Origin of the sequence: Streptomyces nigrescens (assembly GCF_027626975.1) — a bacterium.
Taxonomy (GTDB): domain Bacteria; phylum Actinomycetota; class Actinomycetes; order Streptomycetales; family Streptomycetaceae; genus Streptomyces; species Streptomyces nigrescens.
The window spans coordinates 6,749,533-6,766,136 of record NZ_CP114203.1 but is presented as its reverse complement, the minus strand read 5'-3'; the positions used below and the strand labels follow the sequence as shown (position 1 = coordinate 6,766,136).

Sequence of the window (16,604 nt, the reverse complement as noted above, 5' to 3'; positions counted from 1 at the left end):
ACTGTCTTTGCCGGCCCTGGACCGTCGACGCGCCCCGGACGTTACCCCACCTCGCGGGCCGGCTCGGGCTCGAACGCCATGAGCGTCAGTCCTGTGACGTGGATGACGGCGTTCCACTCGTCCTGGGTCAAGTCCGGGAATTCCTCCAGTACGCAGCTGGGGACAGGGCAGCCACCAGCGCTCAGCACTACCTCCGCGAAGGCCAACCCCGAGCGGCCAAGGCACAAGCGCGGCCCTTGCCGGGGCTCGCCGGTTTGCTGCACCGCGATGCGCTGAGCGGCGTCCTTGTTGTCGGGTGTCTCCGACGCGAAGTTCAGGAGCGCGGCCCGCAATTGCGCAGTGAGTTCGTCCTGGTGCAGGTCAGCGCGTTCCGGAATGGCAGCCAGCGCCTGGCAGAACTGCTCTCTCGCTACCGACCGGGGCGGCCTCGGGGTGACCTGCGGATGGTGGCCGGCAACGTCGCTTACAGGCTCGGGCTCCGATTGAAGCCCCATGAAGATGAGCTTGGAGACCAGCAGTACGGCCTCCCACTCCTCCTGGCTCAGAGTCGGGAAACTCTCCTGCACCTGGGGCGGAAGGTCGCTCTGGTCTGCGTACAAGAGCACGTCCGGCAGCTCGACGTCATAGTCCGTAAGCCGAAGACCGAGGCTTCGTCCCCAGGGGTGGTCCTCAGCGCCAACGGTGACCAGTTCGACGCGCGCTCGCTCGCCCAGCGCCTCCGAAGCCAGTTCGCGCAGCGTGGTGGCGACTGCCGCACTGACGTCGGCCTCGCTTACGTCACCCCTTTTGCCGACACACAGCAGCGCATCGCGCAGGCGTCCGCGCGGCGATGACGGATTCATCGTCTCCTCCTACGGCCGCCGCCTGAGTCGAGCGGCTGGACGTTCGTCTTCTCCACGTACTTGTTGAACTCATCGATCTTGTCCGCCGGCACCGCATAGCGACCTGGCTCATTGGTTGGCTTGACCTCGTATTGTTTCAGCCAGGCCAACACCTCTGGCTTGCAGTGGAACTCCATTTTGTGGGTGTAATTCTTGCTCTTGCCCAGCGTGCCGGGGTTGACCTTGCCGGTCTGGGCGATCCACTTTGGCTGCCGTTCGTGGCCGGGCCTCGGGACAAGGCCCCCGCTCGGCTTCACTGCGGCGCTCGCCTTCGCTTCCGCCTCGCTGCCGTAGCGTTCGATGATGACCGGGCACTTCTTCTTCGCCAGGCCGAGTGGGTCGATCTCAGCGAAGGGATTGTCGACGTAGCCGTGTGGGTCGGGGGCGGGCCCGAGGCCGAGCGGATCGGGGCTGAGATATCGGCCGGTGAGTGAGTCGTAATAACGGAACAGGTTGTAGTGCAGGCCGCTCTCACGGTCGTGGTACTGACCTGGGAAGCCGAGACTGCACTCCACCGCAGCCTGGCGGGGATCAGCGGGATGCGGTGTTCCCCACAGCGTGGACCTGGAATGCCAGGCAATCCCACCGTCTTCATCGACAAGTTCCGTGGGTGTGCCGACCAGGTCAGTGATGATGGAGTAGAACCGCTCGTCGAATTCCTCTTGCGCCGGCTCGGATCTGCCGGCGGTTCGGTCCACCTGGGTCAGGACGCGGTAGCCGACCGGATCCCACTCCCAGCTGGTGACCTGGACACCAGCCGGCCCTGGACCGCTGCGCAGTTCCTCGGCAAGAACGGTGCCGTCCCAGGTGAACGTGGTCTGCTCCACCACAGTGGTGGTGTCGCCGCTCAGCCGCTGCTTGGCGATGCGGCGCCCGAGGGGATCGTAGTGATAGCGCCAGATGGTGCCGTCCGGGAGGGTGACCGTCGTGAGGCGGTCGTCTGCGTCCCAGGAATAGTGCCAGCTGCGGGTGCCGCCGGAGAGCAGCCTGCGGCATTGCTTGATGACTCGTCCCTGGCCGTCGTACTCATAGCTGGTGCGGCCTGCCTGGCGGAGCAGAGTGCCGTCGTACGACCTCGTCCCCGCGGTGTCGTTCAGGCTCGCCTGCCCGGCGGTCTGAACTCCCGTGTAGGCCAGGTTGCCCGCAGTGTCATAGGCATAGGTCTCGGACCAGTTGTGTCCCGAGACGCTGGTGACCCGCCCCACCGGATCCAGATCGAAGGATCGAGTCCCCAGCACGGTGTCCGTGAAACCGAGCAGCTGATCGTCCGGGCGGTAGGCGAAGGTGCGGTGTCGTAGCGCAGTCTCAGGTATGTCGCCACCAGGCGGCGCCGACATACCTGAGAGGGTCTGGGCCGTCATACGGTTGGACGGGTCCCAGGTCTGGGCGAGGACCGCCGCACCGAGATTGCGGCGGATCTCCCGACCGGCGAGGTCGTGGCCGAACCTGACCTCTCGCCCAGCGCTGACCAGCGTTGCCGGCCGACCGGCCGCATCGTAGGTCCACCGGCTCTCTACACCGCTGGGGGTACGACGCAGGGTGCGCCGGCCCAGGTCGTCGTAGCCGAACTCGATGACCGCCAAGCCCTGTTGTTCCGTCAGCAATTGACCTGCTGGGTCGTACGTGAAGGCCAGGTCCGTGGCGCCGTTCGCCGCGTACAGCAGACGGCCTTCTGCGTCGTAGTGGAATCGCGCTCCGCCGGCCTGCGTGGCTTCTCGAACAACACGGTCAAGCAGATCGCGGGTGTAGCGGACGGTCTGGCCCGCACCGTTGGTTCGCGACGTCAGCCGGCCGGCCACATCGTGGGTGTAGCTGATGTGCCGTCCGTTGAAGTCGGTCTCCTGCACGACCCGGCCCAGCGAGTCGTAGGTGTAGCGCCACAGTTGTCCCTGCGGGTTGGTGACGGCGACGAGTCGCAGCTCAGCGTCGTAGGCGAAGGTGAACCTGGCACCGTCAGGACCCGTACGGACAGAGACTCGATCAAAGATCGTGTATTCGAAGGATGTGGTTCCGCCAGCCGCATCGACATGCTGGAGCAGGTTCTCCTCGGCGTCGTAGGACCACCGTTCGGTGTGACCGTCGGGCCGAAGGCACCAGGCCGGCTGTCCTTCGACCGTCCAGCCGAACGCCGTCACCGCGCCCATCGGATCGGTCACCAGCCGGGGTCGGCCGAAGGCATCCCGCTCGCATCTGCTCACGGCTCCCAGAGGGTCGGTGACGGTTACCGGCAATCCGGCGGCGTTGGTGGTGAGCCGGGTTGTCTGACCCATTGCGTCGGTGAAGGCTGTGAGATGACCGAAAGAGCCGTACTCATAGCTGGTGGTAGCTCCGACGGGATCGGTGATCTGCAGCAGGTTTCCGCAGTCGTCGTACGCGTACTGCCAGCCCGCACCGTCCGCACCGACCATGAGCAAGGGCTGGTGCAGCTCGTTGTAGACAGCGGTCATCCGCGAGCCATCGGGGCGGGTGACCGCGGTGGCGTTGCCCGCCGCGTCGTACTCCATCGTGACCGTACGGCCCAGTGGGTCCGTACGCCGCAGCAGTCGGCGATACCGGTCCCATTCGAAGATGGTGACCGCGCCCGAGGGATCGGTCTCCCTTGTCGTCTGCCCACGCTCGTTGAGCTGGTAGACAGTGACCTGGCCCAGTGCATCGGTCACCCGGGTGCAGCGCGCCTCGCCGTCGTACACGAAGACAGCATCGAGGAAACCACCCTCGCCGCGGGTCTCGACACAGCGCCCAGCCGCGTCGTAGAGGTAGTCGTATCGATGCCGATTGCGGTCGGTCCAGGAGGTAATCCGGCCGTCCTGGTCATACGTGAAGCGCATCGGTACACCTGACGAGTTGGTGACCTCGGTGAGATTCCCGTTGCCGTCATAGGCGAATGCAGTCAGCAGCAGCCCCACCGCGGAGTCGCCTTCGGCCTCCGCACTAGCGGTTGGCTCGGCGGCCAGTGCCACCGCGTCCGAACTCCTCGCACCCAGCAGGCGCAGCCCGGTTATCCGTAGCCCCGCGGTCTCGACTCGGATCCGGTATCCGCCACTGTGCCAGACCTCGCTGGGAGTGCCGTCGTCGGAATAGTCGATGTCGATCTGATTCCCGTGCCGGTCGGTGATGGCCGTCAGCGGTAGCTGTGAGGCGCTCAACCCTCTCAACTCACCCGTAACGTTGGCCGGCTTGGCAAAGTGCCAGGAGCGTCCCTCCTGTGGGTCGCTGATGCGGAGTCCACCGGGCGTTTCCGGATCCCAGCTGAGCGGCCATCGAGGGCCCTCGACGGGGAAGACCGGCTCATCACGTCCGGGCACCGGGTAGACCAAGATCATGCCGTCCTCGGTCGCGAAGACGGCACCTTCGTCGTCGAGTTCGAGCCGCTGGTCGAGCGTCGAGGACCACGACGGTCCGAACCACCCGCCGCAGCGGTACGAGGACACATGGGTTCGCGAGAGAAGCAGCGGCAGAACAGCCGAAAGGCTGACGTCCTCCTGAGCCAGGACCATCTCACCCGAGGCGATGTCGATCGGGTCGCTTCGACAGTTGCGGTCGTCCGCTGGGGTGCTGGTCTTGTGCGGTTCTGCTGCCCCGTTCCGCAGGGGCGATTTCTGTGCGCCCCTTCCCGGATTCTTGCCGCCGGCGCGGCTACCCGTCCCGCCGATGCCACCCCCCGGCGCCTTGGGGTCCTTCTTGTCGCCCTTGTCGATGCCCGTGAAGTGGTCGGCCAGCTTACGGTCGTTTTCCTGATGGTTCTTGGCCATCTGCTTCACACCACGGGTCATGTTGTCGTCGAGGTGCTTGGCGGTCTTCTTGACACCGTCCTCGATGCCGTCGATGACCTTGTCCAACATCGCGTTAGCCGCGTCAGCGATGGCGTCCTTGCCACGGGTACGCCCGTGGTGACTTCTGGCCCGGCCGATCTTGCCGCCGGCCTTGTTGCGGAAGGTGCCACCTGCGCTCTGCAGGCCCGTCACTACGCGGTCGTGCTCATCCGGATCGAAACTGAACCCTCCGCCGCCTCCGCCGGCGCCTCCGCCCCCACTGCCGCTGCCGGCACTGAGGAGTTCCATCGGATTGGCCGCGGCCGATTTCGCGGAGTCCTTGGCGTCCTGCACGCCCTGCTGGAAGCCGCCCTTGCCGGCCTTGGCGGTCTGCCCCAGGTCCACTCCGTCCTTGGCTCCGAGGGCGTTGGCGCCGATCTGGACGACCAGGTCGCCGACCATTGCGCCCAGGGCCTCCTCGACGGGCGTCAGGGCGATGCTGATGACCTGTTCGGCGACCTGCTGGCACACCTCCTTGAAGAGGCGCTTGACGATTACGCGGGTCGCCTGGGTCGCGGCCAGCGCACCGACTTCGGAAAGGCCCAGCGTGAACGGTGCCGCCGCCTGCGCGGCGATCACTTCTGCGGCGAGGATACCCAGCTGGACAATCGCGCCGATCTTCGCGCCCTCTATGAGGACCGCCACACCATCCATGGCAGTGGCCGCCATGCGGCCGCACTCCCCCAGATTCTTGAGGTGAGTGCCATTGATCTTGCTCCAGTGAGCGTTGAGCGCGTCGACAGCCAACGAGCCTCCCGCTGACCCCACCAATCCCTGGATGGCCGTGTGAGCTTCGTTGGCACCGTGGTCGATGTCATCGGCGAACTCCCGCATGGCATCGGCCATGTCCCGGTAGTCGTCCTCGTCGACGTTCGGCCATGAGACACCGATGATGTCGAGTACTTCGTCCGCCCAGCCAGGCAGCACTACACCCACGTAAAGACACTCCCCCGTTGACCATTGCTCAGGTGATCAAATACTTCCAGCTGGGCGAACGGCTTCTCAAGCGCCCTATGAGCCCTTACCTGGCGGGTTTCCCGCGCACGTCATCGCCCAGTCGTGCGTATGCCGGTCATGGTCGGACGCGCACCAGGCGCTCCGCCTCGCCCACGATGTGCACCGGTCGTGCACCCACACAGCCTTCAGACGGTATCTGTGCAGGTCAGAGCGCTTCTCGTGCTGTTCTTCGACATCTAAAGGGCGGGGTCGGGTGAGCTGGTCCTACGGCCTTGTGCACCGGCCACCGTGACACCTGACCCAAGATCAGATGAGAGTGCGGGTCGCCATCTCCAGGGAGGAGATGGCGGCCCGCACTTGCGTCATGAGCCGCTCAGCGCCCTCTCAGAGGGTGGGTGTCTTGTGGACTGCGGTGCGGACTGTTGCGCTTGCGGCCCGGGGCCCGTGCGCCACCCTTGTGGGAGGAGAGCCGCACCCGAATCAGCGTGGCTCACGCGGCGGACGCCGCCCGAAGACCGCGACATCGGCGCCCATGCTCAGTACGAGATCCCCCTCGGTCGTAAGGGCGACGGCCTGGGGACTGCTCGCCGCCAGGAGCCCGGCGGGCTCGCCTGTACGAAGGTTCCACGCCCGTACCGTCCCATCGAGCTCACCGCCGCTTGAAACCGCGATCGGGGTGCCGTTCAGGACTGTGCACGCCACCGCGCCCACCGGGCCGTTGTGACCGATCAAGGGCTGGTCGAGCGGCTTGCCGGAGAGCAGGTCCCACGCCAGCACCTTCCCGTCACTGCCGCCGGTCACCGCGACCGGCTTGCCGTCCAGGCTCGTACACGCCACCGCGAACACTCCGCCGTCGTGTCCTTCCATGGGCGAGCCGATGGGCTTGCCGGAGGGCAGATCCCATAACCGCACCGTCCCGTCGCTCCCGCCGGTCACCGCGACCGGCCTGCCCTGCCAACTCGCACACGCCACAGCGCGCACCCAGCCCTCGTGACCTTTCATGGGAGGACCGAGGGGCGTACGGGAGGCCAGATCCCAACCTCGCACCGTCCCGTCCTGTCCGCCGCTCACCGCGACCGGCCTGCCCTGCCAGCTCGCGCACGCCACCGCGCGCACCCAGTCGTCGTGGCCGGTCAAGGGATTGCCGATCGGGGTACCGGAGGCCAGATCCCACACGCGCACCTTGTGGTCCTCGCCGCCGGTCAACGCGACCTGCTTGCCATTCAGGCCCGTGCACGCCACCGCGTATACCGTTCCGTCGTGCCCAGTCATGGGCCTGCCGACAGGGGTACCGGAGGTCAGGTCCCACACCCGTACGGTTGCGTCGCTGCTGCCGGTCACCGCGACCTGTCTGTTGTTCAGGCTTGTGCACGCCACGGCGTACACCCAGTCGTCGTGGCCGGTGCGCGGATTGCCGAGCGGAGTGCCGGCGGTGAGGTCCCATACCCGGACCGTCCCCTTGCCCTCGCCGCCGCCGGTTACTGCTACAGGGGTGTCGTCCAGCCTCGTACAGGCCACCGAATTCACCCAGTCGCCGTGGCCGACCATTGGCTGTCCGATGCGGGTACGAGAGGGCAGATCCCACAGGCGTACCGTCCTGTTGCTGCCGGTCACCGCGACCGAATTGCCAGACCACGCCACTGCTCGCACCCAGTCGTCGTGGCCGGTCAGGGGTTTGCCGAGAGAGGTCCCGGAGGCCAGATCCCACACACGCACCTTGCGGTCCTTGCCGCCGGTCAACGCAACGGGCCTGCCGTTCACGTTCGTACAAGCCACCGTGTAAACCCTGCCGTCGTGACCGGTCGGGGCACCGAGGCGTCTTAGGGAACCGAGGCGTGTTCCGGAGGCCAGATTCCACGCGAGTACGGTGCCGTCACTGCCGCCGGTCACCGCGATGGGCGCGCCCTCCCGGTACGTACACGCGACCGCCAGCACCTCGCCGTTGTGGCCGGGCAGGGGATCGCCGAGGGGCGTACCGGAGACCAGGTCCCACACCCGAACGGTGCCGTCACTGCCGCCGGTCACCGCGATGGGCGCGCTCTCGCGGTACGTACACGCGACCGCCAGCACCTTGCCGTCGTGGCCGATCAGGGGGCGCCCCCGGGCAGTGCCGGAGACCAGGTCCCATACGCGCACCGTTCCATCATCGCCGCCCGTCACAGCGACGGGGGTTTTGCCGAGATTCGCGCACGCCACCGCGAGCACCTTGCCGTCATGGCCGGTCAGGGGCTGGCCGACAGCCGTACCCGCGGCCAGATCCCACACCCGCACCGTCCCGTCGTCGCCGCCGGCCACCGCGACCGGCCTGCCGCCCAGGCTGGTACACGCCACCGCTCTCACCCTGTCCTCGTGACCGGTCAGGGTGTCGCGCAACGCCGGGGAGAAGTTGCTTCCCGTGGCCCACCGGGGTGCCCAGTTCCCCTCCGGGATGTGGTCGGCCAACTGCTGCTGCAAGGAGTCGGCGCCTGCCCGCGCGGCGTCCAGGGCGAGTACCTGTCGGCGGACAGCCGCGGTAGCGGTTCCGTGGATGCTGATGGAGGCGCGGTAGACCGCTGCCGTCAGCCGGGCACGCTCGGTGCGGGCGTGGTGCAAGTGTGGGGTGAGGCCGCGGGGGGTGGCGTGGACGAGGTATTCGGTGTCAGTGACGGTCTCGTCGAGGCGTCCGGCTGCGGCCCCGTGGGTGGCAAGGTAGTTGAGGGTGTAGGGGTGCGCGCGGGACCAGTCGCGGGTCGAGTCGCCTCGGTAGGGCACGCGGTCGATCAGGACATCGGTGAACGCCGCGTGCACGGCTTGCGGGTCGATGCCGTCGCGCAGGTGCTCTGCCAGGGCCTGGTGGTAGAGGCGGTAGGCGGAGCGGCCGGATTCGGTGGCTTCCACAGCGTAGGAGCCGGCCGTGTCGCGCAGCCACAGGAGGTCGTCGTCGGTGTAGGTACGGCCGGAGATCGCGGAGGCCAGCGGGGCCCAGATGTCTTCCCAGGGCAGACCCTGGCCTTCGGCGAAGGCCAGGGGGCGCAGGAGGTCCGCGGCCCGTTGCGCGTCCGGGCCCAGGCGGTGCGTGAGGTCGTCGTGCATGGCCTGTCCGGGCAGGCGGGGCAGGCTGTTCTGCCACTGCCGGTCCGACGGGTCGGCGATGACGTCGTCGGCTGCGGCGAGGGTGCCGGCGGCGATGCGGGCGACGAGGAACGACGTTCCGGCGGCAGCGGCGACCGCTTGGGCGACCGGAGCTGCTGCTTCGGGGTGCCGGCTGTAGGGAGAGGTGCGGTGGGCGTCGAGCAGGTTGTAGACGGTGTAGGCCTGCAGCGCCTCGGGGTCGGCGTAGCGGGGGTCGTCGAGATCGACGACCTGCTCGCTGGTGGAGTGGTGCCTGGCGGTGATGCCGAGGCGGTCCAGGAGGTGCGGGCGGGTGCCGAGCAGGAGGCAGATGCGGCCGTCCGAGTGGTCGATCAGGGGACGCAGGATCTGTGAGCACAGGGTGTCGGGTGTGGCGGCCTCGTCCAGGGCGTCGATGAGGACGGTGAACGGCCGCTCGCCCTGTCGTGCGCCCAGGGCTTCGAGCAGTTCGCCGACGGTGTCGGCGTGCACGTGGGCCGCGGCGGCCAGCGCGTGCAGCACGTCGGTGTCGGTGAGGTTCTGGGCGTAGACGGTGACGTCGAGCGCGCCTTCCTCGGGGATCAGTTGGGGGGCGAGGTTGAGGGAGTCGATGGGGACGGTGCGGCGGCGTTCGGGATGGGCCAGGGCGGCGATCAGGCCGAGTACGGCGGTCTTGCCCGAGCCGGGGCCCGCGGTGACGACCCGGCACGTCGATTCGCTGCCGGTGCCGGGCGAGCGGAGCCAGTTGGCGAGGTGGTCCAGGGCCGCGTGGCGGCCGCAGAACCACCAGCCCTGGGAGGCGTCGCCGTGGTACCCCATGGCGCGTACCAGCAGGCGGGTGGTGAATTCGGTGTCGCGGCGCCGGGCCTGTTCGTCGAACTCGGCGGCCTGCTGGACGGCCAGGTCCACGTCGGTCAGCCGGGTGCTGTGACGCGGGTTGGGCAAGAAGGCGGGCGGCTCCCCGGTCAGCCCGATCAGGGCCAGGCCGATGCGCTGGTACGCGGGCCGGTCACGGTGGTCGTTCATCTGCTGCACCACGGCGGACACCGACAGCGTATCCGGGCCGTGCCCGGCGGTGGCCTGGCTGGCCACCGCCTCGGTGAGCAGGTGGGGGAAGGCGCCGGCCTTGGCCTGCTGGTGCGGCTGGGCGGAGGAGACCACCACCAGCCCCGATCCGGTGGTCTGTCCCCACTTCGCGCCGATGCGCCCCAGGGCGGCCGCGGCCAGTTCGTTGCCGCCCTGCCCGGAGTAGCAGGTGTCCAGCAACAGCATCAGCCGCCGTACCTTCGTTCCGACCAGCATTTTGCGGGCCAGCTCCACGGCGGGCAACGAGGTACCGGCGATGTTGTCCCCGTCGCTCTCCGCGGTCAACAAGACGTACTCGCCGCCCTCGTCGAGGACCTCGCCATGGCAGGCCAGGTAGACCACGATCACGTCGTCCTCGCGACGGTCCGGAGACGTGCAGAACGCGTTCAACTGGCCGGTCAGCTGGGTGCCGGTGGGGTCCAGCCCGAGGCCGGTGTAGTGCTGGTAGCCCAGCTCGCCCGTGAACAGCTCGATGACGCGCTCACGGGCGTCGATCAGCTCCCGCCGGTCCAGCTCAGGGGAATTGGGGTACCGGGAGACGGCGGTGGCGATCAGGAACCGGCGTGGCTCCTCCGTACCCGCACCGTCGATGTGCAGAGCGGTCATTTCAGCCCTTCCACGATCGCGCGCCCGCACAACTCATCGGTCAGATACGCGGTCGCATCATGCGCGTGGGAACCGTTGTGCACCCGCACTGAACGCAGGCCCTCACCGAAAGCGGGCCGCAGATCCTTCACCAGCGCGACCACATCGCCCTCATCAGTGATGTTCGTCCACACCAGGTCCTGCCCACCCGGCCACACCCCCTGCGCCGCGCGGCCCAACCCGACCGGCCGGGGCTCCAGCCGATGGAAAATCAAGTTCGGGATGCCCAGCGGAGACCCCAGGGTCACCAAGGCCCGCACCCGATGGCCGGGCAGGGCGCACAGCGCCTCATAGGCGACCACCGAGCCCAGGGAGTGCGCCACCACCACCCGGGTGTCCTCCCCGATGGCATCGATCACCCGTGTACGAGCCCGGGTCCGCAACTCGGCGTCGAGGAGGTAGCGGTGGACCTGTTTCACGTCGAAGACCATGGAGCGCAGGGCGAGACCGGCGAAGAACCGCGACCCCGACAGGGCCCGCAGCGCAGCCTGCACCGAGCGCGGCGTCGCAACGAGAGTGTCCGCCCCAGGAGGCACCACGCCGGGATCGGTCTCGGCCGCCGCACGCCACCAGGCCCGCAGCAGCTCCTGCTCGAAACCCTCGCCCACATCGGCGGCCGTGAAGCGAGGATCCCCGACCGCGAGATACTGCCCGGCCGGTCGGAACAAGTCCCCATAGAACGCCATCGCCACATCCGACTCGGACACGGCATCGCCGCCCCCCGCGCGGCGCAACCCATCGGCCAAAGCAGGCTGCCACTCGTTCAACAGCGTGCCCTCGCCTAACAGTTGCTTGCCGATCCCGTGCACCCCCACCACACGCGGCACAAGAACCCCCGGAACTCTCTCAGCTGTAACAAGCACTGTAGGCACAACCATCGACCACCATGCCAGCAGCGGCTGGATCCGGGCGCGTGATCTACAGCTCGACTTGCCTGCCAACGCCCGAGACGTCCCGAGCGGTTGCCCCGGGGCGGGACAACCGCTCGTTGCGCATCCCCCTCGGCCTGCGCTGTCGCTGGTCGGTGAACTCCGGTGCAGCCCCGGTCACTTCCCGTCGGCCCCGATCGCCGTCAGCCCCTTCTCGGTGGGCCCGTAGGCCTGGTGGTTGTCGGCCCAGAAGGCTACGGGGGAGGTCCATGAGGCGGTGTTGCCGCTGAATTCGTAGGTCCAGTGGGCTTTTCCGTTGTCGGGGTCCAGGGCCCAGAGTTGGGCCTGGGCCCAGAGGTAGAGCTTGTTGTCGGTGCACTGGAGGGCGAGGACTCCGGAGCGGAGTGTCGGGAGGGAGCCTGCCCAGCGGACGGTGCCGGTTTTGGCGTGGAAGGCGTAGACGAAGAGGTGGCCCTGGTAGTCGGGGCCGGCGGCGTAGACGGTGGCGCCGTCGGGTGCGGCCGCCACGGCGTGGAAGATCCTGCGGTCGGGAGACTGCCAGGCCTTCTGGCCGTTCGTGGCGTCGACGGCATAGAGGCGGTCGGACAGGTAGAGGAAGTTGCCGCCGGCCGAGCAGTGCGGGCCGTCGTGCCAGGAGACGAGGAAGATGTCGCTGTCGTGGCCGGAGGTCTGGCCGCCTCCTGGGGCGGGCTGTTGCCACTGGGGCTTGCCGCGGGCGTTGACGTCCAGTCCGGAGAGCTTCGGGGCGCTCCCGTCGGGGTTGCTGCTGGTCCACAGCAGGCGGGTACCGGACGACGGGACTTTCAGGGAGTTCTGTCCCGGGGCCACGCTCTGGGCCGTGGTCTCCCAGCGGATCTTTCCGGTCGTCTGGTCCACGGCCCAGATGAAGCTCTTCTGGGAGAAGAGGTCCGATCCCTTCGACTGGCCGGAGCGCAGCTTTTCGAGTTCGGAGCGCAGGTCTTTCATGTCGGAGGAGAAGTTGCTGCGTGACATCGTGCCGGTGACGTAGACCGTGTCGTCGAGCATCCCGGGCACCCACGCGGTGGCCACTCCGGTGTCCGGCCCGCCGGTGGTCCAGGCGACCTTGCCGGTGGCGAGGTCCACGGCCCGCAGTACGTGGGCGGGTTCCAGCACCCAGCCCGTGCGGCCGCGCATCTTCGTCTGTCCCACGGCGAACGCCCTGCCGTGGCCGACGACGACGGGGCAGCCGCCCATGCCGGCGGTCATCTGGGTCGAGAGGTTGGCCAGCGGCCCCCACGTGGGGCGGCCCGCCCGGTCGAAGGCCCAGAGGTGCTTGCCGCTGACGGCGACGACCGTCCCGTCCCCGCCCGTCACCTGGGTCAGCGGTTCGGTGAGGGGCGCCGTCCACAGAGGGGTCGCGGTGGTGCGGGTGGCGAGCGAGCGCGAGGGGTCCTTGAGGGAGCGGGCGGCCGGCGGTTTCCCGTCGGCGCGGCCGTCCCACAGCGACAGGGCGAGCGTCGTGCCGCCGCCGGCCAGCGCCACGGTGCCGCCGGCCAGGCCGAGCAGGAGCTTGCGGCGGGTGGGCCGCGGGGTCGGGTCTGGGGCTGAGTCCGGGGCCGGGGCCGGTGGTGCGTCCAGGGCCGGTGGCGCGTCCGGGAAGTCCGGGGCCGGTGCGTACGCGGGTTCCGGCCACCCCGGCGGGGGTGTCTGTCCGGCGGCCGGGGAGGGCCAGGCACCGGGGACGGGCAGGAGTTGTGTGGCCGGGGTCGGTGCGGCGTCGGAATCACCGGGCAGGGCGGGCATGCGTTGCGTCGGGCCCGGAGCGGACGGCTGCGTAGGCGCCATGACCGCGGACGCCTCTTCGATCGCGGCGATCAGGACCGGCGGCAGCCAGCCTCCCGGTACCGCCGACTCCGCTTCCCGCTCGATGAATTGGACGACCTGCCGCGGCGTCGGACGGTCGGTGGGGTCCTTCGCGAGACAGGCCGCGACCATCAGCCGCAGCCCGTCCGGCACCGCGGACAGATCCGGCTCGTCCTCCACCACCCGTTTCAGGACGTCCGGGACGCGGCCCGTGCCGAACGGACTCGACCCGAGCGCGGCGAAGGCGAGGGTCGCCCCCAGCGAGAACATATCGCTCGCCGGGGACAGCGGTTCCCCTTTTCCCTGCTCGGGAGACATGTACGCGGGTGTACCGAGGACCACTCCGGTGGTGGTCAGCGCGGTCCCCTCGGCGGCCCGCGCGATGCCGAAGTCGATGACGTACGGCCCGTCGAGAGCCAGCAGCACGTTCGCGGGTTTCAGGTCCCGGTGCGTCAGCCCCGCGGCGTGGATGGTCACCAGCGCCTCGGCGATGCCGGCCGTCAGGGCCCGTAACGCCGTCTCGGGCAGCGGGCCGCCGATCGCCACCGCGCGGTGCAGGGAGATCCCCGGTACGAAGGCCGTCGCCATCCACGGCACGGCGGCGTCCGGGTCCGCGTCGACCACCGGGGCGGTGAAGGCACCGGAGGCGGCGCGCGCGGCCGACACCTCGGCACGGAACCGGGCGCGGAACTTGGGGTCGCCGCCCAGTTCCGGGCGGATCAGTTTCACCGCGACGGTGCGGCCACCGGCCGACCGGCCGAGGTAGACCGATCCCATACCGCCCGATCCCAGGCGGCCCAGCAGTGTGTAGGGGCCGACCCGGGGCGGGTCCGAGGGGTCCAACGGCTCCATTTTCAGGCTCCGTTCGCATGCAGTGCGGCGACTGTCGTGGCCGTCGGGTCCGAGAGGCAGAGGCGGCCGTCACCGGCTGTCCACGCCAGTTTCGAGGGATCGGTTCCCTTCATGCCGGTGTACTTCCAGCGGGGTTTGCCGTTCGACGGGTCAAATGCCCACACGACGGAGTCCGCACCCATCCGGTACAGGTTTCCGTCGGCGCACAGGAGGCGGGCACCGAAGGACCGGGAGTCCTTGGAGTCGGCGGGGACCGGCACCTTCCACCGCGTCCGGCCGGTCCCGCTGTCCAGGGCGCCCAGTGAGAAGCCGTGGTCCTTGTCCTGCCAGAGGGCGTAGAGGACGCTTCCGTCCTTGTCGGTGGCGATGCCGTCGCCCCGGAGGGACATCGGGACGGCGTCCGGAACCTCCCACACGCTCTTTCCGGTCGCCGCGTCCAGCGCCGACATCCGGCCGCCGCCGTCGACGAGGACGAAGTGCCGCCCGGCGGCGTCGACGGTGTGCGGCTCCACCTTCTTCGACCAGGCGACCTCGCCCTTGGCGTCGAGCGCCCGCAGCCGGGTGGTGCTCGCGAACAGGGCGCCGTCACCGCGCTGCGGCAGGGCCGAGAAGATGAGGCCCGCGTCCTCGCCGTGGAACCAGGAGGTCTTCCGGGACGCGAGGTCCAGCGCCCAGACGTGGTAGCCCGCGGGAGACGGACCGTGGTCCTTCCCGTCACCGAAGCCGATCAGATACGCCGTGCCGTCCAGGACGCCGCAGAAGCGGAGCACTCCCTGGGTGTGGGGCCGGTCCAGCGTCGCCGTCCAGGCGGCCTTGCCCTTGGCCAGGTCGATGGCGAGTACGGCGCTGCGCATCTCCATCGACTTCATCGCCATCCCGGCCACGTACAGGTGGCCGTCGTCCACCGCGGCGATGACGTTCGGCAGCGAGCCCTGGACCGAGAAGGCGAGGCCGTGGTCGGCGCCGCTCACGGTCCACTTCGTACGGCCCTCGTCGTCGAGCGCCAGGACCTTCTCCAGGGAGGGGCACACCACCACGCCGTCGGTCGAGATCACCTGCGGGCAGGTCGCGGACTGCTTCATCTTCCAGGCCAGGGTCGCCTCGGGGACATCGTTGCCAGAGGGGCGGGGGCCGCTGCCCGACCCGCCCTTGGCCTCCCCGGAAGCGCTCAGGGCCAGCCCGAGCCAGGTGCCCGCCCCGGCCACCGCGAGCGTTCCCCCGGCCAGCCCGAGGAGCAGCTTTCTGCGCCCCAACCAGGGGCGGCCGGACGGGGACTGCGGGCCGCCCGCATACGGGCCGCCTGCATTCGGACCACCTGCAGTCGGACCGCCAGGCTCCGGACGGCCCACACCCGGACCGCCCGACTCCGGACCGCCCGACTCCGCCAGGACGGGCCCCGCCGGCCCGGAAGCCGGAGCGCCGGGGACCGGAGCACCGAGGCCCGGGGTCACCTGGGTGAACGGCAGCGTCGGCGGGGGTTCGGGCAGGGTCGTCATGACGGCCCGCACGGCGATGATGTCGGCGGCGACCGCGTCCGGGAGCCAGCCGCCCGACGGGACGGGGTGGCCCTCCCGCTCGACGAACTCGGACACCTGGCGCGGGGTCGGCCGGTCGTCGGGGTCCTTGGCCAGACAGGCCGCGATCAGGTCCCGGAGCCCCGCCGGGACCGCGCCGAGGTCCGGTTCGGTGTGCACGATACGGAACAGCACCCCCGCTGCCGCACCCGCGCCGAACAGGCTGTCGCCGCGTGCGGCGAAGGCGATCGCCGAGCCCAGCGAGAAGGTGTCGCTGGCCGAGGTGAGCGCCTCCCCCACCGCCTGCTCCGGCGACATGTACGGCGCCGAGCCGATGATCGCGCCGGTGGACGTCAGCGCCGTGCCGTCGACGGCCCGTGCGATCCCGAAGTCGATGACGCGCGGCCCGTCCAGCGCCAGCAGGACGTTCGCCGGTTTCAGATCCCGGTGGATCAGCCCGGCGTCGTGCACGCTGGCCAGCGCCTCCGCCACCCCGGCCGTCAACGCCCACAGCACGTTCTCGGGTAAGGGGCCCCGTGTGCCCACCGCCTGCTCCAGCGACACGCCGACGACGAAGGTGGTCGCCATCCACGGGATCTGAGCCTGCGTATCGGCGTCCACGACCGGGGCCGTGAAGGCTCCGGAGACCAGCCGCGCCGCCTCGACCTCGCGCTGGAACCGGTCCCGGAACGCGTCGTCCCGCGCCAGATCCGGCCGCACCACCTTCACCGCGACCGTGCGGCCCCGGGCCCGGCCGAGGTACACCGCGCCCATCCCTCCGGCACCCAAGCGGCCGAAGAGCGTGTAGGGCCCGATCCGCCGCGGGTCCGCGGCACCGAGCTGCTTCATCGCATCCCCCTTCAATGAGCCCCCACAGGCTACTGCCGGATCCGCGGGCACCCACCCTGATTCGGATCAACCCGTCCGGCCCAACGGGCGGTGTTCTTACGGCTGTTGGGGAGGTGGCTCGCCGCTGCGCCGGCGCCTCGCACCCTCCGCCCCGGGTTGACCGTGCGAGTCACCGGCCCTGCCTGCCGGCCGGCCGCGGAGGCC

General features: G+C 69.5%; 6 protein-coding genes. All 6 read right to left on the bottom strand.

From position 1 onward, the window contains the following. Positions 1–41: 41 nt before the first annotated feature. The 6 genes from STRNI_RS29975 to STRNI_RS29950 all read right to left on the bottom strand — a co-directional run bounded on the left by STRNI_RS29975 (position 42) and on the right by STRNI_RS29950 (position 16,400). The gene (locus STRNI_RS29975; RefSeq protein WP_266448282.1) at positions 42–842 is read right to left on the bottom strand and encodes a hypothetical protein; all 801 of its coding nucleotides are present in this window, start codon (positions 840–842) and stop codon (positions 42–44) included. Next, positions 839–5,629, bottom strand: coding sequence for a DUF6531 domain-containing protein (locus STRNI_RS29970; RefSeq protein WP_266448280.1), 4,791 nt, complete (start codon positions 5,627–5,629; stop codon positions 839–841). The genes STRNI_RS29975 and STRNI_RS29970 overlap by 4 nt, the downstream gene beginning before the upstream one ends. Before the next feature lie 501 nt (positions 5,630–6,130). Then, entirely contained in the window at positions 6,131–10,432 is a 4,302-nt protein-coding gene (locus STRNI_RS29965; RefSeq protein ID WP_266448278.1) for a WD40 repeat domain-containing protein, read from the bottom strand. Then, complete coding sequence (locus STRNI_RS29960) at positions 10,429–11,298, bottom strand: lipase family protein (protein WP_266448276.1); 870 nt, start codon at positions 11,296–11,298, stop codon at positions 10,429–10,431. The genes STRNI_RS29965 and STRNI_RS29960 overlap by 4 nt, the downstream gene beginning before the upstream one ends. Before the next feature lie 219 nt (positions 11,299–11,517). Then, on the bottom strand, positions 11,518–14,037 hold the full coding sequence (locus tag STRNI_RS29955; RefSeq protein WP_277412360.1) for a protein kinase domain-containing protein: 2,520 nt from the start codon (positions 14,035–14,037) through the stop codon (positions 11,518–11,520). 2 nt (positions 14,038–14,039) lie between these two features. Further along, a complete protein-coding gene (locus STRNI_RS29950; protein ID WP_277412359.1) occupies positions 14,040–16,400 on the bottom strand; it encodes a protein kinase domain-containing protein in 2,361 nt (786 codons plus the stop codon). Between the last annotated feature and the right edge of the window lie 204 nt (positions 16,401–16,604).

What these genes read in the sequence shown, in the direction of transcription:
- STRNI_RS29975 (WP_266448282.1), bottom strand. Translation starts at nt 842, where the DNA reads ATGAATCCGTCATCGCCGCGCGGACGCCTGCGCGATGCGCTGCTGTGT.
- STRNI_RS29965 (WP_266448278.1), bottom strand. Translation starts at nt 10,432, where the DNA reads ATGACCGCTCTGCACATCGACGGTGCGGGTACGGAGGAGCCACGCCGG.
- STRNI_RS29955 (WP_277412360.1), bottom strand. Translation starts at nt 14,037, where the DNA reads ATGGAGCCGTTGGACCCCTCGGACCCGCCCCGGGTCGGCCCCTACACA.
- STRNI_RS29950 (WP_277412359.1), bottom strand. Translation starts at nt 16,400, where the DNA reads ATGAAGCAGCTCGGTGCCGCGGACCCGCGGCGGATCGGGCCCTACACG.